The following is a 26,593-nucleotide window of genomic DNA, read 5'->3' as shown; positions in this document are numbered from 1 at the left end:
CCAGAGTTGATCCATGCCATTAAGGAGTACCTGACAATATCCAATGCCGACCCTAAACCGTTGGTGGGGAAAGCCTCCGCCAAAGCCATTCTTGACAAGCTCGCTCGTTGTAAAGCAGTTTATGAAACACTAGACTAGGTCACAGCTCGGTCAGGACGACACTCGATACCTATGTCCATGTCCTGCCGACACAGCAGAAAGAGGCGGCCCAGAGGTTTGATGACTTCCTGGGAGAGGGAGGCTCCAAAATAAATGGTGCCAACTGACGCTCAGAAGATGGTCAGGGTGGTGCGTTTCGAAAGCACGACCACCTGAACCCCATTTACGAACCGATTGTCACCTCTGGTGGTTTTGAGCGTCAAACGGTGCTTTTCCGTTTCACTGGAAATGGTGTACTTGTGCCTAGCCCCGCAGTAAGCGGAGCTCAAGTGAGGATAGGCTTCACAAATAGATATCTCGCAGGCCAAATTACATAAGAGAACATAAAGACACGAGGGGAAGACCAGACAGGAGCTTTGCCCACCCCCTCCTTACCTAACAAAGGACAAGAGAAAGTGAGGGTTGAAGCACAAGAAACAGATGTCTCAGGTTTGGCTGCCAGTGTTTCTTGTCTACCTCAATTGCTCCCAACGCCTTTGATTTTGCAGAATGCCATGGTTATAGTTTCTCATGTGGATATCAATCCCCAGGTTACCGGCTTCATCCTCTATTGCACCCGCGAAAGAAGGAAATGGCCGCGCCTCTATGATGAGATGTGTCGCGTGGCAGGCCAGGGGCTCTATCAAGGTCTACATCACAAGGAACTGAGAAAGATGGGGCTATCTCTCAGCCTGCAGCACATAGACCGCACTATTCAAATCATAGAAGCAGTAACAGATGCAAAGATAGGCTTTGCATCCTTAGGCTCGCCTTCATAAAAGACTTCCAGGAACTTGCCACTCCAACTACATTACCCCTCATCCCTCCATATATTTCTTCCTAAACAGATTGCTCTCAGTAGAGACGACGTGCTAAAATATGCTCCACTTTCCCATAATCAGGTAGTCGAAGGAATCTATGGAAACTCAAAGGTGCAAAGGCAGCAAAGACCTCCTCCATGAGGACATGGCAAGATTTCGCCATGTCGAGAAAGCCTTCAGGTCTTGCTGTCTCCAGTGGGGTTATAAAGAGATAAGGACACCCACGTTAGAGTACCTTCATCTCTTCACCTCCACCGGCACTCTCACTCCCAACATGCTCAGCAGAGTATATTCATTCCTCGACTGGGATGGCTGGAGCGGAGAGCGAGTGGTACTCAGACCTGATAGCACTATCCCCGCTGCCCGGCTATATATTGAGAACCTGCTTCAGGATAACCTGGCAAAGCTCTTCTACGTTGAGGATATCTTCAGCTTCGAAGAGACGGGCAAGGAATCGAGGGAACGCTGGCAGTGCGGGGCCGAAATGATGGGGAGTGCTAACCCATCAGCAGACGTGGAATTGATACTGCTGGCTCTGGAGACTCTGGCCCAATTAGGCATTAGTGAGGTGAAGCTATATTTATCCCATGCCGGCCTGATAAGAGCCCTGCTCCACGAGGTAGGTCTGGCCCCATCCGAACAGAGCCGCCTATTTGACCGCATCATGGATGGGGATACCACAGCAGTATTGCAGAGACTAATGGCAGAAAAACCTGAACTAAGAGACACTCTGTCTTTGCTCTTTGAACTCAAGGGGGATTCACCAGGTTTCCTACAGAACCTGAGGGCTTCCCTGCTGGAAGTATTCCCCAAACTTGAAGCAAACATTGATGATTTTATTGTCATCACGCAGCTCCTGAAAGACCTGGGACGCAACTATCAGATTGATATGGCATCAGGCAAGGGTTTTGAATACTACACCGGGGTTCTTTTCCAATTTCGTATTGGAGAGAAAAGGCTCGGGGGCGGCGGACGATACAATGATCTAATCCCCCTCATGGGAGGAGGAGATATCCCTGCTTCAGGATTCGCCCTTGATGTTGACCAGCTTATGAGCCTTACCAGGAGTTGGGAAGACACGACACCCAGCATCCTGATTCGAAATGATGATAACACGGGCAAGAATGAGAGCCTGCCCTTTGAAATCGCCGGCCTATTACGAAGAGTCGGAGGTGCGGCAGACCTTGACCAGGGTTATACAGGTGAAACCAAACACAGATGGATTCTTTCCATCCGCGGCAGCAAGGGTAAATCCGCATTCCTTCTCACCGACCAGCTAAGTGGTAAGGCTACAGAATTGGATTCTACGTCTGAGGTACTAGGAATACTACAGGTAGCAAATGCAAGTAAAACTAGCCCTTCCTAAGGGCCGCCTCCTGCGCCCAACCGGCACTATACTCCAAGAATCAGGTCTGGAGCTTAGCGGCTACGATGAACAGTCCCGCTCCTACAGGCCCCAGTGTACCAACTTCCCTGACCTCTTCTTGAAGATATTCAATGAAAGGGACATACCCATTCAGGTAGCGGTCGGAAACTACGATCTGGGAATCTGCGGCCAGGATTGGGTGGAAGAACTCCTGTCTAAATACGGCAGCAGTGCTGTAGTCAAGGTGAAAGATCTGGGATACGGCAAAAGAGATTTGTGTGTAGCCGCCGGCAGGGCCGCCCGAATAACATCGATCGATGACCTGAAGACGAGGACAGAAACAATACGTATAGCAACAGAGTACCCTAACATGGCCGAATTGTTCGCTCTGAACCTGAGGCTGAGGAGATTCAGCATTTTCCCTCTCTGGGGAGGGGCCGAAATCTATCCCCCGGAAAGCGCTGATCTGGCTTTAATCTCTCTGACGCCGGATACCCTCCTTAACTATGGCTTACTTCCTTTGACCTCCATTCTTTGCTCAAGCACCTTCTTGATTGCTCACCGGCGCAGTTGGGAATCCAAGGACATGGGTTTCTTGCTTGATCGCCTATGCACCGCCGCCAAAATGGAGGAACCCGGGAGTGAAGGATCAAAGAGGGTAGTGGACAGTACAAAGAAGCCTTCTTCTCTCCCTACACAACAAGATTCTGCGTTGTGGTTAGCTCTCCCTGACGGGCACCAACAAGAACCGACTCTCGAATTCCTGGAAAAAGCGGGCATTAAAGTCTCCTATTGTGCTCAAGAGCCGCGTCGCCCGAGTATCAATCTAGAGGGAGTCTGCATAAAGGTCATTCGACCCCAGGATATGCCCCTGCAGGTCGCCAATGGGAATTTCGATCTGGCTATCACCGGCGAAGACTGGCTCTATGACCACCTGTACAGATTCCCCTCCAGTCCAGCAAAGAAGATCCTGAGCTTAGGTTATGGTAAGGTAAGAATAGTCTCTGTAGTAAGTAAGAAGCTGCCATTCAACAGCCCCGAGGATTTCAGAGTACCATTGAGAAAGCAAAGCCTCTCTACTCTGAGGATAGCCTCCGAGTATATCAACATTGCCGACAGGTATGCCCGGGACAACCATCTCAGCCCCTACCGGCTGCTCCCCACATGGGGAGCAAGTGAGGCCTTCCTGCCTGAAGATGCAGACATGCTTATTGAGAATACACAGACCGGGCGCACTATAGCTCAACATAACCTCAAGATTATTGACACTCTCTTTGAGTCATCCGCATGCCTTATTGGAAGCGCACGCACCGTCAGCAACGAATCCAGGCAAAAGAGGATCGATAAATTCATCGAGATACTGCGTCAAACAGTAGAGAAGAATTAAATAAAATATAGACTAAGGAGGCGCTATGGAATTCAAGACCATTATGCTGACAAAGGAAGCCGGGATCACTACCATTACCCTGAACCGTCCCGATGTTCTCAATGCTGCCAGCGAGGAAATGGCGATGGACCTTGCTCAGGCCATTGACTATGTAGGTGAAGATGATGAAACAAGAGTCCTAATCATTACAGCGGCCGGGCGTGCTTTCTGTGCAGGTGGCGATTTCAAGTTCGAGAAGCTGAAGGGCAAGCAGGTTCTTACAGACGAAGACATGGATATATGGCCGAAGACAACACGGGAGGTAAGAAGAGGGAAGATCCCTCCTAAGGCACAGCGCCACATCATACTGGGACTGCAGAACCTAGACAAACCGACCATTGCCGTTATCAATGGAGTTGCTGCCGGCTTTGGCTTTGATCTTGCTCTAGCCTGTGATATCCGGATCGGCTGCCCAAAATCAACCTTCGTCATAGGATACACCTCGGCTGGAGTGGCACCAGACAGCGGAGGAACATGGCTGATGCCCCGTGTCATGGGACTGAGCAAAACCCTCGAGTTTATCTTCACCGGAGACCCCTGCACTGCTGATGAAGCATACAGGATAGGCCTCCTAAACCGCCTGGTGCCTCTTGAGCAGTTGCAGGAGGAATCACTGAAAATAGCCCGCAAGATAGCCAAGGGTTCTCCCATAGCCTACAGATTATCCAAACTACAGGTATATAAGGGACTGGGAATGGACCTGGAAACAGCTCTGGCCTTCGCCATGGCTTGTGTTACCATAGCCACCCGTTCCGAGGATCACAAAGAGGCACTCAAATCCTTCGCAGAGAAGAGAGCCCCTGAATTCAAAGACAGGTAATGGAGTAAGGATATAGTTCCGTCCTTATCAACTGAAGGACTCCCGCCGGAAAACGCCGATGGACAGATAGTGGTCTTAGCCAAGGAGGCTGATTGCGCCTGAGTTTGTACGATGTCTGCCGATGCCCCGTAGGACTGCTGCTGTCCATCCTCTGTCACCGGGAGGTAAAGAACCGGCCTGTTGATCTGCCGGAGGGTCCTCTTATTATTGTCGCCAACCACCTGAGTTGGTTTGACATTCCCCTACTCGCGGTCGCCATACCCCGACGACGAATCGCATTCATGGCAAAGAAAGAGTACTTTCACTCCCCAGTCCACTCCTTCTTATTACGCATTTTTGGCGGCTTTACAGTGGATCGAGGTACGGTGGATAGAACTGCGCTAAACCTGGCAACTGAAGCCCTGAAAGACAATTCTTGCGCCCTGGGTATATTCCCTGAAGGAACAAGAAGTCGCACTCTTCAACTACAACGGGGCAAGCTCGGGGCAGCTTATCTTGCTCTCCGTGGCAATGCCTCCATCCTCCCCATAGGTATCTCGGGTACGGAGAAGATCCGGCAGAAATATGAGCACAAGACAAAGCTGCTTCATCGTCCCAAGGTAACTATCAACCTCGGTGAGCCCTTCAGACTCCCCGAGGTAAAGGGGAATCCAACACGAAAAGACCTGGCCTCTTCTACTGAGACTATCATGAGGCAGATTGCGGAACTTCTCCCGGAGAACTATCGCGGGGTATATCGTGACAATGGAAATTGAAAAGGCCACAGAAATAGGTTTCTGCTTTGGTGTCAAGAGGGCTCTAAACATTTTGGAGAAGGCTATTCGAGACTGCGGAGAAGTTGAAACCTTAGGCCCCGTCGTGCACAATCAGCAGGTGGTAGACAAATTCAGCCAGCTTGGCGTCAAGGTGGTAAGCAACATCAACCAAGTGAAGAGTGGTGTTGCCGTTATTCCTTCCCACGGTGTATCCCCCCAGGTATCAGAGGAACTTGCTGTCAGAGGACTCAAAGTGGTCGATACTACCTGCCCTAATGTCCGAAAGGCACAGCAGGCTGCCAAGGAACTATCCACAGCAGGGTTCTGGGTAATCGTATTTGGGGACCCAACTCACCCTGAAGTCAGGGGGATACTCGGCTGGGCCGACCAGAAAGGCATAGCTACTCTGGACAGCCAAGCTATTTCCAAGCTTGATGATCTGCCTCAGCGTCTGGGACTCCTTTCCCAAACCACCCGAAACCCTGCTCAATTCATCAGCTTCGTAGATACTCTCGCCGTCTCGATCCTCCCACAGGTAGAAGAACTGCGGATTGTCAACACTCTGTGCCATATCACTAAAAGGCGGCAAGCTGAGGCCCTGGCACTGGCCAATAAGGTAAGCCTCATGATAGTGGTAGGTGGCCGAAACAGCGCCAACACTCGCTGCCTCGCCGAGGTATGTTCCTCAGCAGGAACAGAGACACACCATATTGAAACAGCCGAAGACATTGAAGATACCTGGCTCAAAGGACAAAGAGCTGTCGGCGTGACCACCGGCACCTCAATTCCAGACAATGCCATAGAGGAAGTTATGCTAAAATTAGAGGGAATAAAAAGGAGTCTGAATGCAGGGTGAGAAATTTGGCATTTATCTGAACCTAGGGGAACTGAAGGTAATACGCATCAACTCTCCTTACTGGATACCGTCAGGACAAGAGTGGGTACTTGTCACCCCTGAAGTAAACGCCACATTATCCAGCATCAGGGACCTGGTCAGGCAAAGAAAGCTGGTTGAATCACCTGATAAAGTCGGCTGGGGCAGCATAACTGAGTTTAAGAAATAGGCAGTCAATTATTTATGAGGATTAATGTCGCTCAGCTACTCAAGGAACCCACAGGGGCTACCCGTAGCTTTGAAATCGATGACACGATCTGCTCTGAACAGGAGTCAGGGCATCGTGTCCAGGGAAAGGGACAGCTACTGCACGCAGCAAACAGTATCCTTGTCCGAGGCACATTTACCAGCAAGGGCAATCTGGTGTGCAGCCGCTGTTTGACCCTCTTTCACTATCCGCTAGCGTTCAAGATAGAAGAGGAATTCTACCCTTCAGTAGATATCATGAGCGGTGAGCCACTATCTCTACCCGATGATTCGACCTCTTCCGTCATAGATGAACGCCATATTCTGGATCTCACTGAAGTCATCCGTCAGCAGATTCTGCTGGCCGCACCCATGAAACCTCTCTGCCGCACCAATTGCGCCGGCCTTTGCCCACAATGTGGAGCTAATCTGAATGAAACCACCTGCCACTGCACACCCAACCGCCAAACAGCATTTGCGGTTGCGTTCGAAAAATTAAAGTCTACAAGAAAGTCGAGGTAATCAATTACATGGCACCACTACCTAAGAGAAAAACTTCCAAGGCACGCCACGGTGTACGGCGAAGCCACATAGCCCTCACTCCACCAGCTACTGAGGCCTGCCCGCAATGCCACAGTCTCAAGCTATCCCACACCGTCTGCCCTACCTGTGGGAATTATGGTGGCGAGGAGATCATCAAGAGCAAGGGCAAAAAGAGTTCATAGTAGCCCTATAGCTCACCCACGTCCAAGCCTTTAGCTGTCGAACATCCGCAACTAAAGGTGATCAACATGGTCCGCCAAGGGACAAGGAGTCTCGGGCCTCGTTGTCCAATATCGCCTGGGCTGGCGTCTAAAGCACCGTCAAGTTCAGCAATCGCCGCCCGACTGAGAACCATGCTACCCAACTGAAAACGGCTTGCCGGATGGGGAGTGCTCCAACTTTTCAGGAGAGTTGTCACACTGCACCAAGGAGGTCAACAAGATTGCCTATGAGTACGGGGAGCCAAATCGCTTATGTCTTCCCTGGTCAGGGCTCACAGTGGATGGGTATGGGGCAAGACATTGCCACAAGCTCACCTCAAGCAAGGGCCGTTTTTGAAGAAGCCGACTCCAGCTTGGGGTTCGCCCTTTCCAGACTGTGTTTTGAAGGACCTGAGGATGTGCTCCGGCAAACCATCAATGCTCAGCCAGCGATACTGGCAGTCAGCATAGCCTATTTGAGAGCCAGTCCAGAGCTTCAAGATAACCCCATGGCACCAGCCTTCCTGGCCGGTCACAGCCTGGGTGAGTACACCGCTCTCGTAGCTGCCCGGGTACTCAACCTCAGGGATGCGCTCTATCTTGCCAGGGAGAGAGGCCGCCTGATGCAGGAAGCAGGAGAGAAGGCTCAGGGAGGTATGATAGCTATTATCGGTCTGGATGAGGCCTCAACAAACGACGTGTGCCAACATGCCGGAACGCAGATTGCAAACATCAATTGTCCCGGGCAAATAGCTGTCAGCGGCTCAATCCAATCGCTGGCCCAGGCTACTGAGTTAGCCAGGGCAAAAGGCGCTCAGAGGGTAGTCCCCCTGCAGGTCAGTGGCGCCTTTCATTCTAAACTGATGCAACCTGCTGCCGAAGGAATGACCCATGCTATCTCAAGACTCACCTTCCGTGATCCGGCCATCCCTATTGTGGCTAATACCACAGCCCTCCCTATAACCACAGCCGAAGCTGTAAAAGCCGAACTATCAAACCAGTTATGCAATTGTGTGCGATGGCAAAGGTCCGTAGAATACATGATCGAAAACGGGGTATCCACCTTTATCGAGATAGGACCCGGCCAGGTATTGAGCGGCCTGATCAAGCGGATCAACAAAGAAGTCAAGATCATAAGTATGGAAACCAAGAGGAAGTGATCACGGATTCAGGTATAGGACTCTTCACTTGACAAGAAACCAATGTTATACTTAGGGCTGCACGCTTTTCATGTTTTACGGTACTGCTTAGGAGAATCACCATACCTATGAAAGCATCCCTGCTGACACGACGAGAGGCTAGAGCAATGGCCCTGCAGACATTGTTTGAGGTCGATTGCACAGGCCATGATGCCACGGGGTCCTTAGGCCGATTGCTTGAAGACTCCTCTCTGCCTGAGGACACATCTACCTTCACCCGAGAGTTGGTCTTGAAGGTGCTGGAAAACAGGGGGACTATCGATGAACTGATTCAAAAGTTTGCACCTGCCTGGCCCTTGCAGCAGATGGCTGTTGTAGATAGAAACATCCTGCGGCTGGCGATTTATGAGCTTCTATCAGCGGTGGTTCCCGCAAAAGTGGCTATTAATGAAGCCGTCGAGCTAGCAAAGGCCTTCGGAAGTGACAGTTCTCCTAAATTCATCAATGGCGTCTTAGGTTCTGTTTATGCCGAGCTTATGCAGCATCCAAAGAATGAAGAGGGGGTGACTATATAGTGGCTACAGTTTTCGACAGGGTAAAACAGATTATTGTGGAGCAACTGGGTGTCAAAGACGAAGAGGTTGTGGCTAAAGCATCCTTTGTTCAAGACTTCAACGCCGATTCACTCGATTTGGTAGAGTTGATAATGGCGCTGGAGGAAGCATTCAGCACCCCCCACAAGAAAATAGAGATTCCCGATGAAGATGCCAAGAAGATAGTAACCGTAGGAGATGCGGTTGAATATATTAAGGACTCAGGAATAGAAGACGAATAGAGGCTGGCGCCCCTAAGTGAAAAAACGAGAGAAATTACCTAAGTTCCCCCTTTCCCCACAAACGGCGGGATTGAATAGCAGGGGCCGCCTCACCATTGGCGGCTGTGATACCGTAGCCTTGGCAGCCAAATACGGCACGCCGCTCTGCATTTTTGACGAAGCCACACTGCGCAGTAAGTGTGCTGAATATCACCACGAGTTCGAGAGCCGCTACCCTAATACACTAGTCATATACGCCTGTAAGGCTTTCATCAATTCCGCTTTGGCCCTCATTCTTCAAGAGGAACACATGGGCCTTGATGTGGTTTCGGCCGGTGAGATCGCCATCGCAAAGTCCGTGGCCTTTTCTCCAGAGAAGGTTTTCTTTCATGGCAATAACAAGAGCGCCGATGAACTGAAATCAGCGTTGGAATGGGGTATTGGACGTATAGTGGTTGACAACTTCCACGAGCTTCACTTATTGGGGAAACTGGCCAAAGATAGAGGCATGATTCAGGATATACTGCTCCGGGTCTCACCGGGAGTCGATCCTCATACTCACAAGTACGTCACCACAGGTATCCTGGATAGCAAGTTCGGTTTTCCTCTGACTACCGGACAAGCCGAAGAGGCACTGGCCGAGGCCATGGCTACTCCGAGCCTGCATCTGGTGGGGCTGCATTTTCATCTGGGTTCTTCTATCTTTGAGATAGAGCCCTATGTCGAAGCTATTGAAATCGTGCTTCGCTTCGCAGTTCAAATGAAAGAGAAGCATAACCTTGAGCTCAGGGAACTAAATATCGGGGGGGGATTTGCTGTTCAATACCAGATGGACTCCCCAGCTCCCTCCATTGGCAATTATGCCGAAGCCATAACATCAAAGGTCCTGAGCCTGAGCCGCAAGCTGAAGCTGGACCCGCTGCGGCTTATAGTCGAGCCGGGAAGAACGATCGTAGCACAGGCAGGGGTATCACTCTACAAGGTGGGCGGAACAAAGGATATCCCCGGTGTACGCAAGTATGTCTTTGTTGATGGTGGAATGGGGGATAACATCCGCCCTGCCCTCTATGGCTCCAGGTACGATGCCCTGGTCGCCAACAAGGCCGGCGAAGATGAGACCGAGATGGTAACGGTGGCGGGCAAGTTTTGCGAGTCAGGCGATATCTTGATTAAGGATATTCGCCTTCCCAAGCTAGATGAAGGTGACATCATAGCCATGCCAACCTCGGGCGCCTACTCCATCCCCATGTCCAGCAACTACAACGCATCCCTCAGACCAGCAATTCTAATGATCAAAGACGGACAGGCCCGCCTTATCAGACGACGGGAAACCTACGAGGACCTCCTTCGATACGACGTTCTTTAGGGTTACGATAATCCGGAATGGCTAGAACAGGTCAAAGCTCATGTGGCAGGTAACAGGTCAACCCAAGGCTATCGGACTATTGGAGCGCGGCATCAACAAAGGCCTCCTTTCACATGCCTACCTCTTTGCAGGGCCACCTCATGTAGGAAAGTTTACCCTGGCTGTCAACCTGGCTCAGGCAGTCAACTGTGAGTCAGAGGATAGTCCCTGCCAGCAGTGCAATTCCTGCCGCCGCATTGGGGATGCCAAACATGCTGACGTTCAAATCATAGACGTGATTTCTCAGGAGAAGAAAGGAATAGGCATCGACCAGGTCAAAGAAATGCAAATGGCCTCCCACCTGCCTCCTTATGAAGGCAAACAGAAGGTATTTATCTTCGACAAAGCCGAGTTCCTCTCTCATGAAGCGGCCAACTGCCTGCTGAAAACCCTGGAGGAGCCGTCGCCCAGAGTCCTCATTATCCTCTTGGCCGCCAGGGAGAACAAACTCCTGCCCACCATTGTTTCTCGCTGTCAGCGCGTTGAGCTGCGTCCCATTTCCGCCGGTTTGGGCAGAGAGACGCTAACCCAGCGCCATAACGTGCCTCACGACAGGGCAGACTTACTGGCCCGGTTATCTGGTGGATGCCTCGGCTGGGCACTTTTGGCCATTCAGGATGAAAGCCTGCTAGAGCAGAGAGCCCAGAGAGTGGCTACCTTCATTGATCTGAGCAGCGCCGGCATGCACAAGCGCTTTACTTACGCCGCCGAGCTGGCGACTCAATTCGGCAGAAGCCGCGAGAGAGTGGCTGACGTCCTCTCTTCATGGCTCCAATGGTGGCGCGATCTGCTCTTTATCAAAAGCAAGAATAGTCAATCCATCACCAATATTGACCAGCAAGCTGTGCTCCTTCAACAGGCTCAAGCCCTCAGCACAAAACAAATCGTCGATTTCATCCACCATCTTCAAGAGGCTGGCGAGCAACTGGAGCAAAACGCAAACCCCCGGTTGGCCCTCGAAGTGCTCATGCTGAGAATGCCCTAGAGAGGACGGTAAAACACGTGAACCCAAATAGAAGCTCCGAAAGGCTGATAAGGGCCCATCTGCTCAACATAAAGCCCTATAACTACATCACACCCCTGGAGGTGATGGCTGAGGATGCCGGCATTCCCATCGAACGGCTCATCAAACTCGACGGAAACGAAAATCCCTATAGCTGCTCTCCCAGAGTAAAGAAGGCCCTATCCAACTACCCTTATTACCACATTTACCCCGATTCCGAGCAACGCGAGCTAAGAAGAGCGCTAGCAGGTTATGTTGGAATCCCCGCTGACCAGATCGTGGTGGGCAGTGGCAGCGACGAAATCATCGATTTCATCATGCGCCTCTTCATCGACCCCGGGAACGGTGTGGTCAACTGTGTGCCTACCTTTGGTATGTATCACTTCAGCACTGAAGCCTGGGCTGGCAAAATAGTCAGCATCCCCCGCGATAAGGGTTTCGCCATTGACGTCCGTGCGGTCAAGAAAGCCTTGAATGAAGGGGCCAAGGTCACCTTCGTGGCCTCTCCCAATAACCCCAGCGGGAATACAACCTCCAGGGAAGATATCCTGGAGCTTCTCGGGACCGGGGCCATTGTGGTAGTCGATGAAGCCTACTACGAATTCAGTGGGCAGACGATGGTTCCCCTGATAGCTGACCACGACAACCTCATTGTTCTGCGCACCTTCAGCAAATGGGCAGGGATAGCTGGTTTGAGGGTAGGTTATGGCATCTTCCCTAAGAACATCGCCAGGCATTTGATGAAGATCAAACCACCATACAATGTTAATGTGGCGGCCCAGATAGCCGCCATGGAATCGCTGAGAGACCTTGATCACCTGCAACAGACAATCAAGGCCATCATCGCCGAGCGGCAACGCCTGTTCACCAGACTAGCCGGGTTCAGCAGGCTCAAGCCTTACCCATCGGATGCAAACTTCATCCTCTGCTCCGCCGCCAGCAATGAGGCAACCCGAATCTACCAGGAGCTCAGGCGCCGAGGTATCCTGATACGATACTTTGATACCCCTCTCCTCAAGGACTACATCCGCATCAGCGTCGGAAAGCCGGAGCATACTGATGCCCTGGTTGCGGCACTCAACGAGATTCTGCTAAAATAGCTTTAGTTGAGTATTTTGAAAACAGGAGGAGCATAAGGAAATATGATCAAACAGTTCTACGGCGTAAACATAGCAGTGAAAGACCTTGAGGCAGCAGTGAAGAAGTATGGCGCATTCTTGGGAGTACCGCCGGTATATACCAAGCCGACAGACTTTGCCTTCCCCGGATTGACTGGCGCTACCTTCAAGATTGCTGGTGTCAGCATCAACCTCATTGCCTCCAGTAACCCGGAGACCTCGGTCTATAAGTTCGTCGAAACCAGAGGGGAAGGGGTATTCCTCCTTTCTTTGCAGACAGACAACCTCGAGAAAGACATGAAGGACTTCACCGAGAAGGGCGTCAAATTTGTGAGCCCCACCGCACTCACCTATACCGGCGGGAAGGTCAATTTCGGACACCCGAAGTCGCTCCACGGCGTACAGATTGAGTTTATCCAGCCCGATAAGTAAAGAGCCAACAAACCTGATACTCCCAGAGCGGCTAGATCTGAATCTAGCCGCTCTCTGTTAATAGAGCCAAAACCCAGGGAAGCCGGGTGATAAGACGATTCACCGATCTGGAGTTGACTATCACTCCAAGTACTCATAGATGGCTGTGATGGACGAGAAAGGGAAGATGATTGGTCAAGGGCAGGTAGCCAACAACCTTGAGGCAGTGAGGTGGTTTCCAGGGCAGGCTGGGGTAGATGGTGAGAGCACTGCCGTGCTAGAGACTACCAGGAATTGGACACTGATGCACGATTGGCCATCTGTATAGTACCCCCCAATCGTATCTCGTATTGTCGAGCCCAGAAGCTGATCTCAGCACAGGTACATTCTGAGGGTCGAGAAAGGAGACTGCAATGAGAAACATGGCAAGAGCTGGAAACATATCTGGTCTGCTTGTATTCTTTGTGGGGATAGGCCTGCTCATCTTCACCTTTGTCCTTGCCTATCTTGCATTCACTAATCCGGACAGGATAAAGACCTTCACCGACTTGATTCCTGGTTCTGGAGGGGAATTCGAAGGTGCAGTGAAGGCGATAGGGTATGTTGTGGCTATTGGTCTACTCTGGGTGATGGGCAGCCTTGCTGGGCGGATAGTCGGGCATGGCATTGGGATGTTCAAGGCTCGGCCATCAGCCGAAGGTGACAAAGAGTCCTGAACTGCAACCGCTGGGAAGGAGAGCGCTACGGTATAATGCCACAAGACTGGTTATGATTCTGTTCGCCTTTGTTGTGATTGCACTACTGGCATCCTTGGTCATGCCTGTGGCGACCTTACGCCCAGTCACCGCCCCTACCGACGTTGGCGGTATGAAGCACCTTATCATGCATAATGGTTAACATAAGTGTCCACAAACATAAGTGTCAGTCACACCTTGACAGTCCGGGAAGATCCATGCTATTGTCCAAATTGACTTTTACATATATGTGTCTATGAGTCCTGATGCTACCTTCTCAATTTCATGATTGGAGGGGACAGGAGATGGGAAAAGGATGTTTGTTCTGTTTCCCGGCTGGCATACAGCATAGGCATTCTCCCAGAAAGATGCCGTTCAACCTATGTCGGTTTGCGTTTGACCACTGCCCCAGAGGTGGGCAATCGGCATGGACAGGAATGGACCAAGGCACAGCACGTTCTCCCCCTTTTCAGTAATGGATGAGAACTGGAACCCAGCACTGGAATTCTAATTAGTCAGTATAATAGGGAGGGAACAACTAAATGAAGAAATTGGCATTGTTACTGCTACCGGTTGTGTCCATTGCTGCAGTGCTTGCAGGTGTAATTTTGGTCCCCAGTCCTGCAAGTGCATCTATCAATGCTGGGGTGTGGATCAATAGTGCCTACAAAGGGACTGATTCTCTCTATGGGGCTGGTGCCATCGTTGCCTATGTGGCAGGGGACAACGCAACCCTGAAGGTCGGTATAACCAACGATACGGGGAACACCATCAATATCAAAGGCGCGAAGGTGAAGTTCGATTGGACGGGTGGAGAGTACAAAGCGGCGACGGCAGACTACCCGAGCAGCCTTTTGGCAGGCCTGAGTGGCGAGGCTACCATCAATTTCACAGTGCCCGCCACATCAGTTGCTTCCAACACCATGAGGCATAGTTACACCATAAGCGTCGATTACGAGAAGGAGGGTGGATACAAGGCCAGTACAGCGGTCGTCCGAGAAGACGTGGGAACGGGGGATGGATCTACGAAGAAGTTCAATTTGGATCATCAGGGCGTTGACCCCGACCCCACCTCTATCAGCATTTTTGTGGGCACGGGCGGCATTCCCATGGCGGCGGCGGATTACACCCTCGACTGCTTCAACGGCGTCATTTATTTCAACTCCGCCCCGAATGCATCTTTTACAATCAATGCCGACTACCAATATGTAGAACTTGTGGGCGCTGGTAATGGGGTTACCAAGGACTTCTGGGTGGACAATTTCCCAGTTGTGTCCGGGACGGACAAGATCTATCAGGCGAAATGGGATAGCACCAACTTACGCTACAGCTGCGTTGCCCTTGCCTACTCGCTCGACAGCGAGACGGGGAAGATTACCTTTACGACCGCACCTGAGGGTGGAACACATCCAGCACAGATTATGGCCAACTACCAGTATTATAAGAGATATCCACAGCCCGCCACCACCAGCACCGACTTCGTGGTGTATACCACTGAGCAGGGGGCCGCGATGGATGTCAGGCAACAACTGCTGGCTATAGGGAGCCCGAGCGTTTCTACGGCCAAATCCAGAGAACTCATGGCGCAGTCAGCCATGGAAACAAGCCTTGGAGACCAAGACTACAAGGGCGGGAACTTCGTGGACGCAAAGACACGCTATGACCAAGCTTTCAGCGACACGCAGGATGCCCTGAAGATTGACAAGGACAACAATGGGTTCAATACCCATGATCCCACGGGTATCCTTTTGAGGGGCATAGGTTACTTGGTAATCGGGATTGGCGTGATACTTGGTGTGGTAGTCCTCTTCATGAGGAGGCCAAGGGCTTAGTCACCGCACCACAAACGGGCATTGTGTAACGCATTGTCCACGGGGGATCCGTGAGTCAACACTAGCCGAAAGAATTTCGGCCTCTTGCGGGGTGGACAGAGATGTCCACCCCGTAGTCTTTGTAGTGCCTACATATTCCCAAAAGCGAACTCCTGAGGCGGCTGTTTGAAATACTGATTTCAAACATGTGGGAGTTATTTCGGTTCAGCAAACGGATCGCTGTCTTGCAGTGATAGTCCGTCACTTGGACAAACTCATCCAGTGCCCTTCCATTCTCCTTCCTCTTTGATTTCAGGTAACGCCCTAGCACTACCTCGGTGTACTCTCGTATGCTGCCCCTGGTCACGCCACCTCCCTCGGTAACAATATTTGTGAGGCAACAATACCACCTTCGGTAACTTTTGTTATGAGTCAATTCACACGCTTCCCTTTTTGTCAAGGTCATGCTAGAATTTCATACCATAACTTCTCGTGCATGAACCCAGTTAGAGTAAGCGCGTCAAGCATTCTTGCAAGAATTTATGCAATACGAGGGTAATAATGGACTCTCGTATGGAAAAGGCTGTCTAAAGACCAGCATGTAGAGCAAAAGAGGAGACAAAAGACATGTCCAAGAGAATAGCGGTCATCAAGCGTGAAACCAAGGAGACGTGCATCAGTCTGGAGCTGGTGATCGATGGCAAGGGTGATTCCGAGATCACCACCGGGATAAGGATGTTTGACCATCTGCTGGCCCAACTCTCCCAGCACGGATCCTTTGACCTCAAGGTCTCCGCTACGGGGTCTGATTCCCATCACCTGGTAGAGGACGTGGCGCTTTGCCTGGGACGCGCCTTCAATCAGGCACTGGGTGAAAAGCAGGGCATTGTGAGGATGGCTCACGCCATAGTACCCATGGACGATGCCCTGGCCCTGGTAGCGGTCGACATCAGCGGCAGGGGATATGCCGTCATAGAGATCCCCTTCGATGAGAAGAATATCACCGATTTGCCTGCCAATCTGGTGTGCCATTTTCTGGAGACCTTTGCCTCTGAAGGCAGAATCAACCTGCACACCAAGTTGCTCAGGGGCAGCAACGATCATCACAAGGCAGAGGCCACCTTCAAGGCACTGGCGCGGGCACTGGATGCAGCCACTCAATTCGACGAGCGCATCAGGGGCAGAGTGCCCAGCACCAAAAGCATCATCGACTGATGTCCTGAGGCTCCAGTCTATTGTGCTACGAAGCCTCCATCCAGTACCATCATGTGACCGGTGACGAACGAAGCGGCGTCTGAACACAGCCAGGCAACCGCCTCGCCAACCTCCTCCGGCTTGCCCCAACGTCTCATCGGAGAAGGCTGGGGATCACCTATTTGTGGCTGCTTGCCCAGGCGCTTCGACATTCCGGTACGGATGCCGCCCGGGCAGACAGCGTTTATACGAATATTGGATCTGGCATACTCCAGTGCCGCTGTGCGCGTCAGCTGCACCACACCACCCTTGGAGGCACAGTAGGCTGACAAACCCTGAAGACCCACCAGCCCCCCCACCGAGGCCGTATTGACGATGACGCCGCCACCCTGCTTCAGCATCTGCGTAATCTCATACTTCAGGCACAACCACATCCCCCTGAGGTTAACGCTGATTAGGCGGTCCCAGTTGTCCTCGGTACAGTCGGCCGTCGTCGACACGGTACCTTCAACACCAGCATTATTGAAAGCGCAGTCCAGTCTGCCGTATGTCTCAACAACTTTGTCCACCAGCATCGTAACCTCTGCCCCTCGGGAAACATCACATTTCACGAAGATGGCTTCGCCTCCGGCTTCCCTGACAAGACGAACCGTCTCCAGCCCTTCGTCAACCAGTATGTCAGCTATCACCACCCTTGCCTTTTCGCGGGCGAACACCAGCGCTGTCCCCCTGCCGATCCCAGAAGACCCGCCAGTTACCAGAGCAACCTTGCCTGTCAGTAATCCAGACAATTCCTTACCTCCTTCTTGGGCAGCCCATTTTGCCGAATAACGTACCGGGCTCTATAGCCAAGCCAAACAAGTCGCTTTTGGCTATCTTAGCAATACAACGGCGCTACACGCAACCCAATTCAATACTCCCCCATGCTTCCAAGTCCATCTCAGATCCAGCCGGCAGGGGAGCCAAAAAGCTCATGCTGTGATATCATCTGTTTTGCAGTCACGTTGTAACCCTGGGAACAACCATGCGAATCACAGAGATAGCCCGGAATACATTTCTCCTCACATATACACCGGATACGCCTTTCTCCATCAATGAGGTAGCATACCTGTTGGTTGAGGACCGGATATCAGTTTTGATTGAGCCCGGCTCCACAACTACAGCCTCCAGACTGCTCAGCAGCTCTAAAGAGATCGGTATCACCCCGGACAACATAGCCTATATCATTCCTACTCACATCCATGTAGATCACGGAGGAGGATCAGGCTTCCTGTCCCAGAATCTCCCCAATGCCAGAGTGGTACTCCATCCGCGAGGGGCAGTACACATGAAAGAGCCTTCAAAACTAATCAACAGCACCCGCCTCGTCTTCGGCGATGATTTTGAGAAATCATTCGGACCTATCCTCGCTGTCCCGGAGAAGCAGATACACATAGCTGAAGACGGCGAGACAATTCGTCTGGGCAAGAGAGAGCTGAAGATACTCTTCTCTCCCGGGCATGCATCACATCACATCTCGATTCTGGACAGCTCAACCCAAGGCATCTTCTGCGGGGAAGCACTGGGGGTTATCCCGGATAATATGCCGGATTTTCCTCTGCCGGCAGCAGTGCCGCCTTTTGATCTGCAGCTCTATCTGGCAACGATGGATAGGATAGCTCATCTCCGTCCCAAGCTGCTCTTCTATTCCCATTGTGGAACAAGAACCAATGCGCAAAAGCATATTGAGCAGGCGAAGATGAATGCCACCACCTTCGGTCAGATTGTTCAGAAGGCCCTTCAAGCAGGGGAAGATACTCAGAAGATATGGCTGCGCCTGTCGGAATACGTCAAAGGATATTTCCCCGAGGCAGACCTCCCTGCGCAATACCAGATGATTCTCTCAGGCTATCTCTCCTACTTCTCCAACCTCAGGAAATAACCCCCTCCGCAGCATACTGTTCCAGTTCATCCTCCGACATCCCCAGTAGATGATGATAAATATAGTTATTATCCTGCCCCAAAAGAGGAGCTGCCCTGTGAAAATGGGCCGGGGTATCACCCAGCTTGATCAGACTGCCATCTGAGACTGTCTTGCCCATTACCGAATGATCCAACTCCACAAAGAAACCCCTTGATCTAAGCTGCGGGTCTCCGGCCAGATCAGCCGCATTCTGCACCACCCCAGCCGCCACGCCCACCTCCTGAAGCAGGCCCATCACCTCTTCAGCAGCGTGTCGCTTCGTCCATTCCTCCACCAGTACATCTAACCGGGCAGTGTTCCGCCAGCGGTCCAGTGGAGTGGCAAAATCCTTATCCATGGTCCAGCAAGGATGACCCAAAACCCTGCAGAAAGCCTGCCATTCCTCTCCGGTGAATACAGCAATAGCACACCACCTGTCCTCACCCATACAACGATAAACGCCGTGAGGGGCAGCAGGCTGGTAAGCCGAGCAGTTGCCTATAGGAGAGGCATCCCTGTGATTGGCCTGGTAATCCAGCAAGGCTGTTCCCAGCAAACCGCTCATGCTCTCTAACTCAGCCAGGTCTATATATTGTCCTTCGCCTGTTTTTCGCCGATGCTCTAAAGCTTCCAGAATGGCTAATACACCCATCAGACCAGCCACCTGGTCCGCATAGGAATAACCCAGACCTAAAGGAGGTTTCCCGGGGCAGGTGGTCAGATGAGTAATCCCACTCAAGGCCTGAATTGTAGCTCCGAATGCGACGTAGTCTTTCCACGGACCTGTCTGCCCCATCCCAGACATGCTGACCATGATCAGGTCAGGCCTTACTTCCGTCAGTGTATCGTAGTCCAAGCCCCAGTTCTTCATTACCCGGGGGCTGAAGTTCTCCACCAGTACGTCACTTACCTGAACCAGCTTCTTCACCAGCTCAATCCCCTGAGGTTCGGAGACATTCAAGGAAATGCCTAACTTGTTGCGATTCCAGGTATTGAAATACCCATTGATATTACGCTCCGTCTCCTCCATAGTCACCCTGGACTGAACCTTAATCACCTCAGCACCATGATCCGCCAGCAACCTGGTGGCAAAGGGGCCAGCCAATACCCAGGTAAAATCGAGCACTCTTAAGCCTGACAATGCTCCCAACATCAGATGACACCACCAGAGATCAAACCAGCTATCTCTGCCGGGGACAACCCCAATTCCCTTCCGAATATCTCTTGATTATGCTCACCAATGAGCGGAGCCCGCCTCCACACCCGCCAGGGAGTGCGGCTAAACCTGTAAGGGGCACCGGGATAGCAAAATGAGGCACCATGCTCAGGGTGAGCCACCTCTACGAAAAATCCCCGTTCCAAGAGGTGGGGATTATGACTCACCAGCTTTATCGAATTCACCACTGCCCAGGGAAGCCGGAGCAACTGTCCGAGATCCATCAACTCCGTCGCCGTATGCCTCATGGCCCATCTCCCCAGAACCTGAATAATGTGATCCGCCTCTCTGCTTCTTACTGTGTGGTTACACCATCTCTCATCTTTCAAATCGGCAGCCATCCCCTCGCTGTCCAACAATTCTACAAGGGTATCCCACTCCTGAAACAGAGTGAGAACTATGTAGCCATCCCTACAAGGGAATACGCGGAAGGCATTGTCCCAATGCAAGCTGCCTTGCCTTCTGGCCACTACTCCTTCATAGAGGTAACGCACATTGACATGTTCTATCATCCCAGCTACGCACTCATGTATAGAGATATCCACAAGCTGACCTCGGCCGCCCAAATGCCGATGGTACAAGGCCATCAGGGTGCCAATTGCTCCAAAGAGAGAAGCAATGAGATAGGCCTGCTCTCCATAGGCCTTCAGCGGTGGAGTATCCGAGTCACCAGAGACATACATCTGACCCCCAAGCGCCAGAGCCACTAGATCACATGATGCATAGTCCCTGTAGGGCCCCGTTTGACCGAAGCTGGTGATGGAAGTCATGATAAGGCGAGGGTTAAGCTCCTTGAGCGCTTCATAATCCAGGGATAGCTTCTTCAGATATCCGGAAGGAAAGGCCTCTACCACCACATCTGCAGTGCGAGCCAGCTTCCTGAATACCTTTTGTCCCTCACCGTGCTCCAAATTCAGAGTAATACCTCGCTTACTGGTGTTGTTGTACCAGAAAGAGAGGCTTGCCTCAGCGTTTGGTACATCATTCAGGAAAGGGCCTGATGTTCTAGTCCGATCACCACCAGGAGGCTCAACCTTGATTACGTCAGCCCCCATATCGGCCAGGAGCTTGCCGCAAAAGGCGCCCTTCTCACTGGTCAAATCCAGGATCCGCAGGCCTTCCAGAGCAGTTCGTCCCGCTAATAGAGACATGAGCAATTCTCAAACATTTGGACTCCGCCAGCTGGCCCTGGCAGGTCTAAAGACCTGCACTACTTCCCCCTACAACTCCCCAAGGTCAAAAGCCATTGACCCAAGAAATGGATACGTCAACAATCCCCCGAAAGATGTAGCGCAGACCTTCAGGTCTGCCGATGAGCCCTGGTAGGCTAAGGGCCAGCGCTATTCTGCAACCGATCTATCGCTGCCTTAATCCGCCTGAGACACCTATCCCTGCCCAGCACCATCATGGTCTCAAAAAGGGGAGGGGTAGCGGTGCGACCAGTGATTGCCACGCGAAGAAGGCCAAAGAATTCTCCTGTCTTGATAGACAACTCCTCTGCTAAGGAACGAAGCAAGGATTCCAGGCTAACCACATCAAACGGCTCCAGTGACTCCAACCTCAAGAGAGCCACCCCCAGCAACTCACTGGCTCTCCCTCTCCTCATGCCACCCTTCACCAGCAGATCCACAGGATAGTCCATCTCTTCCAGAAAGAAGAACCCGCTCACCTCAGCAAGCTCGCAGAGCGTCTTCGCCCGTTCCTGCACCAGTGCCACAACCTGACTCACATACCCGATATCCAGCGGGCGCTTCACCTGAACCGGGAGATGCTTATCGAAATAGGGCAAAGCCCGTTGAGCCAACCCGGAATGGCCCAGCTTGCGAATGTAGAGGCCATTCATCCACTGGATCTTCTTTATGTCAAATACCGCAGCCGTCTTGCTGACGCGCTCCAGAGAGAAATCCCTGATCAAGTCCTCCCGGCCGATAATATCGGTCTTGTCATCCAGGGACCAACCCAGGAGGGCCAGGAAGTTGATAATAGTCTCCGGCAGATACCCCTGGTCCCGATAGTCCAGCAGGGCCGTAGCACCATGGCGTTTGCTCAGTTTTGACTTGTCCGGCCCCAGAATCATAGGCAAATGGGCATAGAGTGGCGGTTCCCACTCAAACGCGTTGTATAGCAGAACGTGCCTTGGGGTGGAGGAAAGCCACTCATCGGCCCGCATGACATGAGTGATCTTCATAAAATGATCATCGACAATATTGGCCAGGTGATACGTCGGATAGCCATCCGACTTCAGCAGTACCAGATCATCGAGCTCGCTGTTGTCGAACGTTATGTCACCGCGGATAAGGTCATGGAACGTTGTCTGTCCGCCAAGCGGCACCTTGAAGCGTATCACAGGCGCAACGCCTTGAGATTCGAACTGTGCTTGTTCATTCGGGCTCAGGTCACGGCAATGGCGGTCGTAGCTGCGCATCGACTCCTTGCGCTCTGCCGTCACAGCGCGCATCTGGGCCAGACGCTCCGACGAGCAATAGCATTTATAGGCGCGCCCGCTCTCCAGCAATTGCTGCGCATACTTTTGATACAGCTCCCGCCGCTCCGACTGGAAATACGGCCCGTAATCGCCTCCAACCTCCGGCCCCTCATCCCAGTCAATGTCCAACCAGCGCAAGCTGTCAAGTATCGCCTCCACCGCGCCCTCTACCTTGCGCGACTGATCGGTGTCCTCAATGCGGACGATGAACTTGCCGCCAGTGTGCCTGGCGAACAGCCAGTTGAACAGGGCGGTCCTGATATTTCCGATATGCGGGTATCCGGTTGGGCTGGGAGCATATCGCACCCTGACGCCTTCGGTACTCATGGCTCCCTGCCGATACAGTTATTTGATACAAGAACAGCGACTTCCATGGATAGTCATTCTAACATCATCAGCATTGAGCGTCTATTCGAGAGTCATTCAATCGACCCGATCATTGACAAAGCCTAACAGAAATTGTACTTTAGTTGACATTCAAACTGGTAGTCAGGGCAAAGCTACTTCAATTCCAGAGGATCAGCACAGAATTGGCTATTGCAGGGGAAAGAATATGACTGCGGCAGAACAAAAAACTCCCTCCGATTTTATTCGGGATATCATCAACGAGGACATCAAGAACCACAAATACGGGGGGCGCGTGCACACGCGGTTCCCACCCGAGCCGAACGGCTACTTGCACATCGGCCACGCCAAATCAATCTGTCTCAATTTCGGCATCGCCGCCCAGTATAAAGGACTGTGCAACCTGCGTTTCGATGATACGAATCCCACCAGGGAGGAACATGAATATGTCGAGTCGATCATAGAGGACGTGCGCTGGATCGGCTTCGACTGGGAGGACAGGTTATTCTATGCATCGGACTATTTTGAGCAGATGTACCGCTACGCCGTCCAGTTGATAAAAGACGGCAAGGCTTACGTTGACGACCTGAGTAGCGACGATACCAGGGAGTACCGCGGCACCCTTACCGAGCCCGGCAAGGAGAGTCCGTACCGCAACCGCTCTGTGGAGGAGAACCTCAACCTGTTCGAACGCATGAGGGCAGGAGAGTTTGAGAACGGCACACGAGTGCTTCGCGCCAAGATCGACATGGCATCGCCGAACCTCAATATGCGCGATCCGGTGATGTACCGCATCCTGCATGCAGAGCATCATCGTACAGGCAACAGGTGGTGCATCTACCCTATGTACGATTGGGCCCACGGACTCGAGGACTCCATCGAAGGCATCACTCATTCCATCTGTACGCTGGAATTCGAGGACCACCGCCCACTGTACGACTGGTTTATTGACCAGCTTGGGGTCTATCATCCGCAACAGATCGAGTTCGCCCGCCTCAATCTCACCTACACTGTGATGAGCAAGCGGAAGCTGCTGCAATTGGTGCAACAGGGACACGTCACCGGCTGGGACGACCCCCGGCTGCCGACCGTCTCCGGTCTGCGCAGACGCGGGTATACGCCAAAGTCCATCCGCGATTTCTGCGACCGCATCGGCGTTGCTAAGGCAGACAGCACTATCGACATCGCGCTGCTTGAGCACTGCATCCGGGACGATCTGAACAAGAGCGCTCCGCGCGTTATGGCCGTGTTGAACCCCCTCCGTGTGGTCATCGACAATTACCCTGAGGGCCAAACCGAAGAGATGGATGCCGTCAACAACCCTGAAGACCCCGATGCCGGCACGCGCAATGTGCCCTTCTCGCGCGTGCTATACATTGAGCAGGATGATTTCCGCGAAGACCCGCCGGGCAAGTTCTTCCGTCTGGCCCCCGGCCGTGAGGTGCGGCTGCGGTACGCGTATCTCATCACCTGTGTTGGAGTGGTGAAGGATGAGCGCACCGGAGAGGTGGTCGAACTGCATTGCACCTACGATCCAACAACTCGCGGTGGGAACACGCCGGACGGGCGCAAGGTCAAAGGAACCATACACTGGGTTTCGGCAGGCCACGCGCTCGAGGCGGAGGTACGCCATTACGATCGGCTGTTTACAGTAGAAGACCCCGCCAATGTCACAGATGGGAGCGGTTTTGAAGGCGTCCTAAACCCCGATTCGCTGCAGATTTTGAGGGGTTATGTCGAGCCCAGCCTTGCAGGTGCGGCCCCGAGAAGCCGTTATCAGTTCGAACGGCTGGGTTATTTCTGCGTAGATTCAAAGGACTCTTCTACCGAACGGTTGGTATTCAACCGGACGGTTACCTTGCGCGATTCGTGGGCCAAGATCGAGAAACAGCTTTGAAATGACACCCTTGTTATAAAGTACAAGCCGCTACAGGGAACAAAGCCTACAACCGCGAGACTTTCTCCAGCGCTTCCTCTAGGTCCGCGGGCAACTCCGATTGGAATTCCACATACTCTCCCGTGCTGGGAAGCCGGAATCCCAGCAGAAAAGCATGCACGAACTGCCTTTGAAGATGCGGCGTTCTCATCCCATATACAGGATCACCAGCTACTGGCCAACCCATGCGCGAGAAATGCACCCGGATCTGATGAGTGCGACCTGTTTGTAGCGTTGCCTCTACCAGGGTGTAACCGTCCAGCCGTCTTTTCACTCGATAGAGCGTGCAGGCTTCCCTTCCACCAGGGACTACCGCCATCTTTTTACGGTCCTTGGGATGCCGTCCTATGGGGGCTTCAATAACACCCTCTTCTGGAGAAGGATGTCCTTTGACCAATACAAGGTATTTCTTTAATACGCGGCGGCTCTTCAATTGTGCAGAAAGATCTAACTGGGCTACCTTGTTCTTGGCTACTACCATCACCCCTGAAGTATCTTTGTCCAGGCGATGTACTATTCCAGGACGCACCGAACCATCGATGTTTGAGATATCAGGACAATGAGCCAGAACAGCATTCATCAGGGTGTGACTCGGATGGCCAGGGGCGGGATAGACCGTGAGACCAGCAGGCTTGTCAATGACCAGAAGGTCACTGTCCTCATAGAGAATAGCCAGCGGCATGTGTTCAGCAACAAGTGCAGGCGGGGGGTCAGGCGGGGGCAAGTTGACGACAATAGCATCGCCAACCTTGATCTTGAGACTCGGCTTTGCCACCCTGTCATTCACGGTCACATAGCCACTATTGATCAGTCTTTGGACATAGGAACGGGTTAGGTCCTTGTCTGATTGGCAGATAGACAGATCGAGGCGGAGACCTGCCTTATCTGCAATGAGATGAATGGTTCTGGCTATTTCCATCAGCCATGCTTTGGTGTCTTTCGCAGGCGAAGCCTGAAGATAAAGACAATGAAGAGAAGTGTACCCAGAAGGATAGCCATATCAGCAAGGTTGAAAGTCGGCCACTGAAAACGGCCCCACTGGATATCAATAAAGTCCGTCACACGGCCAAAGAATAGTCGATCGACCAGATTGCCCAGGCTCCCACCAAGGAAAAAGCCCATGGCCACATTGATCAAGCTGTTATTGAACAGGCCATATCGATAGTAGAGGAAAAGGGCAACACCTACCACGACCAAAGGCAAAATCAAAGAAACTGCTGCCGGCATCCCAATCCCAAATATGATACCGGGATTGGTCACATGGGTCAGCCTGAAAATCCCCTCGCGTGGTATCGACTCCCCCAAAGCCAGATTCTCTCTGACCCACAGCTTGCTCAGCTGGTCCGCAGCCAAAACCGAAAAGGCAACGATGAAAGGGCTTTTGGGGATTATCAAACTACCTTGAAGGGAGTCTACCTTTTGCGCTTTTCGCCTCCTGCCGTGCTTTACAGCTGAGGCATAGATTCGCTTGAGGCAGAACCTCAAGCCGAGCCATTTCTACAGACTGGCTACAGATATCACAGAGACCATAAGTCCCCTTCTCCAACTTCTGCAAAGCGCGCTCTACCTCACTGAGAAGTCCACTCACACGTCTCTCCAACTCCAGCCTTTTTTCCAATTCAAAGGCCTCGGTAGCCCCCTCCTCCTTTTTCCCATAAGGGCTGCCTTCCCTTGTCTCACCCACAGCCGGAGCACTCGCTCGCAACTGCTCTAACGCTTTGCCCAAGCGTTCCCGCTCCTCTTTTAACCGTCGACCGAGTTCATCAAAGGTGACAGCCATTTTGTTTTCTCTCCTCTACGTCAAGCCACTGCTTAGCTGCAACGAAGGAAACTCAGTTACCAAAACAGTGAAATCAAACCAGCTTGTGGGAGAAGCCGTTTTGGGAATTG

30 protein-coding genes are annotated in these 26,593 nt (G+C 52.2%); 22 read left to right on the top strand and 8 right to left on the bottom strand.

What is annotated here, in order from left to right:
* Positions 1-653: 653 nt before the first annotated feature.
* The 19 genes from NTZ04_05005 (at position 654) to NTZ04_04915 (ending at position 15,606) form a co-directional block, all read left to right on the top strand.
* Positions 654-917, top strand: a complete 264-nt coding sequence (locus NTZ04_05005) for a hypothetical protein (GenBank protein ID MCX5991669.1) — start codon at positions 654-656, stop codon at positions 915-917.
* Positions 918-1,056: 139 nt separating this feature from the next.
* Positions 1,057-2,325, top strand: a complete 1,269-nt coding sequence (locus NTZ04_05000; GenBank protein MCX5991668.1) for an ATP phosphoribosyltransferase regulatory subunit — start codon at positions 1,057-1,059, stop codon at positions 2,323-2,325.
* On the top strand, positions 2,300-3,712 hold the full coding sequence (gene hisG, locus NTZ04_04995; GenBank protein MCX5991667.1) for an ATP phosphoribosyltransferase: 1,413 nt from the start codon (positions 2,300-2,302) through the stop codon (positions 3,710-3,712). The genes NTZ04_05000 and hisG overlap by 26 nt, the downstream gene beginning before the upstream one ends.
* Positions 3,713-3,737: 25 nt before the next feature.
* Entirely contained in the window at positions 3,738-4,571 is an 834-nt protein-coding gene (locus NTZ04_04990; GenBank protein MCX5991666.1) for an enoyl-CoA hydratase-related protein, read from the top strand.
* Positions 4,572-4,663: 92 nt separating this feature from the next.
* Positions 4,664-5,326 (top strand): lysophospholipid acyltransferase family protein, encoded by a 663-nt coding sequence (locus NTZ04_04985; GenBank protein ID MCX5991665.1) that lies wholly within the window; start codon positions 4,664-4,666, stop codon positions 5,324-5,326.
* Complete coding sequence (ispH, locus tag NTZ04_04980) at positions 5,316-6,182, top strand: 4-hydroxy-3-methylbut-2-enyl diphosphate reductase (protein MCX5991664.1); 867 nt, start codon at positions 5,316-5,318, stop codon at positions 6,180-6,182. The genes NTZ04_04985 and ispH overlap by 11 nt, the downstream gene beginning before the upstream one ends.
* A complete protein-coding gene (locus tag NTZ04_04975) occupies positions 6,172-6,390 on the top strand; it encodes a hypothetical protein (protein ID MCX5991663.1) in 219 nt (72 codons plus the stop codon). Before ispH ends, NTZ04_04975 begins: the two co-directional genes overlap by 11 nt.
* A 14-nt stretch (positions 6,391-6,404) precedes the next feature.
* A complete protein-coding gene (locus NTZ04_04970; protein MCX5991662.1) occupies positions 6,405-6,929 on the top strand; it encodes a DUF177 domain-containing protein in 525 nt (174 codons plus the stop codon).
* A gap of 8 nt (positions 6,930-6,937) precedes the next feature.
* On the top strand, positions 6,938-7,132 hold the full coding sequence (gene rpmF, locus NTZ04_04965; protein ID MCX5991661.1) for a 50S ribosomal protein L32: 195 nt from the start codon (positions 6,938-6,940) through the stop codon (positions 7,130-7,132).
* 266 nt (positions 7,133-7,398) lie between these two features.
* The gene (fabD, locus tag NTZ04_04960; GenBank protein ID MCX5991660.1) at positions 7,399-8,310 is read left to right on the top strand and encodes an ACP S-malonyltransferase; all 912 of its coding nucleotides are present in this window, start codon (positions 7,399-7,401) and stop codon (positions 8,308-8,310) included.
* Positions 8,311-8,417: 107 nt separating this feature from the next.
* Positions 8,418-8,864, top strand: a complete 447-nt coding sequence (gene nusB / locus NTZ04_04955) for a transcription antitermination factor NusB (GenBank protein MCX5991659.1) — start codon at positions 8,418-8,420, stop codon at positions 8,862-8,864.
* Entirely contained in the window at positions 8,864-9,124 is a 261-nt protein-coding gene (gene acpP / locus NTZ04_04950) for an acyl carrier protein (GenBank protein ID MCX5991658.1), read from the top strand. The genes nusB and acpP overlap by 1 nt, the downstream gene beginning before the upstream one ends.
* 70 nt (positions 9,125-9,194) lie before the next feature.
* Entirely contained in the window at positions 9,195-10,469 is a 1,275-nt protein-coding gene (gene lysA / locus NTZ04_04945) for a diaminopimelate decarboxylase (GenBank protein MCX5991657.1), read from the top strand.
* A gap of 40 nt (positions 10,470-10,509) precedes the next feature.
* Positions 10,510-11,493: a DNA polymerase III subunit delta' gene (gene holB / locus NTZ04_04940; GenBank protein MCX5991656.1), complete on the top strand. Its 984-nt coding sequence runs from the start codon at positions 10,510-10,512 to the stop codon at positions 11,491-11,493.
* 17 nt (positions 11,494-11,510) lie between these two features.
* A complete protein-coding gene (gene hisC / locus NTZ04_04935) occupies positions 11,511-12,611 on the top strand; it encodes a histidinol-phosphate transaminase (GenBank protein ID MCX5991655.1) in 1,101 nt (366 codons plus the stop codon).
* Between the two features lie 42 nt (positions 12,612-12,653).
* Entirely contained in the window at positions 12,654-13,061 is a 408-nt protein-coding gene (locus tag NTZ04_04930; GenBank protein ID MCX5991654.1) for a VOC family protein, read from the top strand.
* Positions 13,062-13,209: 148 nt separating this feature from the next.
* Positions 13,210-13,368 (top strand): hypothetical protein, encoded by a 159-nt coding sequence (locus NTZ04_04925; GenBank protein MCX5991653.1) that lies wholly within the window; start codon positions 13,210-13,212, stop codon positions 13,366-13,368.
* An 85-nt stretch (positions 13,369-13,453) separates the two neighbouring features.
* The gene (locus NTZ04_04920; GenBank protein MCX5991652.1) at positions 13,454-13,756 is read left to right on the top strand and encodes a hypothetical protein; all 303 of its coding nucleotides are present in this window, start codon (positions 13,454-13,456) and stop codon (positions 13,754-13,756) included.
* A 560-nt stretch (positions 13,757-14,316) separates the two neighbouring features.
* Complete coding sequence (locus NTZ04_04915) at positions 14,317-15,606, top strand: hypothetical protein (GenBank protein MCX5991651.1); 1,290 nt, start codon at positions 14,317-14,319, stop codon at positions 15,604-15,606.
* A 61-nt stretch (positions 15,607-15,667) separates the two neighbouring features.
* On the opposite strand, the gene NTZ04_04910 is transcribed toward NTZ04_04915, so the two are convergent.
* Positions 15,668-15,952: a hypothetical protein gene (locus NTZ04_04910; protein MCX5991650.1), complete on the bottom strand. Its 285-nt coding sequence runs from the start codon at positions 15,950-15,952 to the stop codon at positions 15,668-15,670.
* Positions 15,953-16,212: 260 nt separating this feature from the next.
* On the opposite strand from NTZ04_04910, the gene hisB reads away from it, so the two are divergent.
* Positions 16,213-16,800, top strand: a complete 588-nt coding sequence (gene hisB / locus NTZ04_04905; GenBank protein MCX5991649.1) for an imidazoleglycerol-phosphate dehydratase HisB — start codon at positions 16,213-16,215, stop codon at positions 16,798-16,800.
* A gap of 17 nt (positions 16,801-16,817) precedes the next feature.
* On the opposite strand, the gene NTZ04_04900 is transcribed toward hisB, so the two are convergent.
* Positions 16,818-17,570 (bottom strand): SDR family oxidoreductase, encoded by a 753-nt coding sequence (locus tag NTZ04_04900; GenBank protein MCX5991648.1) that lies wholly within the window; start codon positions 17,568-17,570, stop codon positions 16,818-16,820.
* A 233-nt stretch (positions 17,571-17,803) separates the two neighbouring features.
* Here NTZ04_04900 and NTZ04_04895 point away from each other — a divergent pair, with 233 nt between their 5' ends.
* A complete protein-coding gene (locus NTZ04_04895; protein MCX5991647.1) occupies positions 17,804-18,700 on the top strand; it encodes an MBL fold metallo-hydrolase in 897 nt (298 codons plus the stop codon).
* Here the strand turns inward: NTZ04_04895 and NTZ04_04890 are convergent.
* From NTZ04_04890 to gltX, 3 genes are all read right to left on the bottom strand, one after another.
* A complete protein-coding gene (locus NTZ04_04890; GenBank protein ID MCX5991646.1) occupies positions 18,690-19,874 on the bottom strand; it encodes a CoA transferase in 1,185 nt (394 codons plus the stop codon). The two genes, NTZ04_04895 and NTZ04_04890, sit on opposite strands and share 11 nt — an antisense overlap.
* Positions 19,874-21,088, bottom strand: a complete 1,215-nt coding sequence (locus tag NTZ04_04885; GenBank protein ID MCX5991645.1) for a CoA transferase — start codon at positions 21,086-21,088, stop codon at positions 19,874-19,876. Before NTZ04_04885 ends, NTZ04_04890 begins: the two co-directional genes overlap by 1 nt.
* 176 nt (positions 21,089-21,264) lie before the next feature.
* Entirely contained in the window at positions 21,265-22,749 is a 1,485-nt protein-coding gene (gltX, locus tag NTZ04_04880; protein ID MCX5991644.1) for a glutamate--tRNA ligase, read from the bottom strand.
* Positions 22,750-22,975: 226 nt separating this feature from the next.
* On the opposite strand from gltX, the gene NTZ04_04875 reads away from it, so the two are divergent.
* The gene (locus tag NTZ04_04875; GenBank protein ID MCX5991643.1) at positions 22,976-24,664 is read left to right on the top strand and encodes a glutamine--tRNA ligase/YqeY domain fusion protein; all 1,689 of its coding nucleotides are present in this window, start codon (positions 22,976-22,978) and stop codon (positions 24,662-24,664) included.
* 46 nt (positions 24,665-24,710) lie between these two features.
* On the opposite strand, the gene NTZ04_04870 is transcribed toward NTZ04_04875, so the two are convergent.
* Genes NTZ04_04870 through NTZ04_04860 form a run of 3 tightly spaced genes read right to left on the bottom strand, consistent with a single transcriptional unit; the run spans position 24,711 to position 26,483 of the window.
* Positions 24,711-25,622, bottom strand: a complete 912-nt coding sequence (locus tag NTZ04_04870; protein MCX5991642.1) for an RluA family pseudouridine synthase — start codon at positions 25,620-25,622, stop codon at positions 24,711-24,713.
* Complete coding sequence (lspA, locus tag NTZ04_04865) at positions 25,622-26,098, bottom strand: signal peptidase II (protein MCX5991641.1); 477 nt, start codon at positions 26,096-26,098, stop codon at positions 25,622-25,624. Before lspA ends, NTZ04_04870 begins: the two co-directional genes overlap by 1 nt.
* A 1-nt stretch (position 26,099) precedes the next feature.
* Entirely contained in the window at positions 26,100-26,483 is a 384-nt protein-coding gene (locus NTZ04_04860) for a TraR/DksA C4-type zinc finger protein (GenBank protein MCX5991640.1), read from the bottom strand.
* Positions 26,484-26,593: the final 110 nt, after the last annotated feature.

The sequence above is a fragment of the Chloroflexota bacterium genome, assembly GCA_026389585.1.
In the GTDB taxonomy this organism is placed as follows: Bacteria; Chloroflexota; Dehalococcoidia; order UBA2247; family RBG-13-53-26; genus JAPLHP01.
This window is presented reverse-complemented; position numbering and strand designations above follow the sequence as displayed.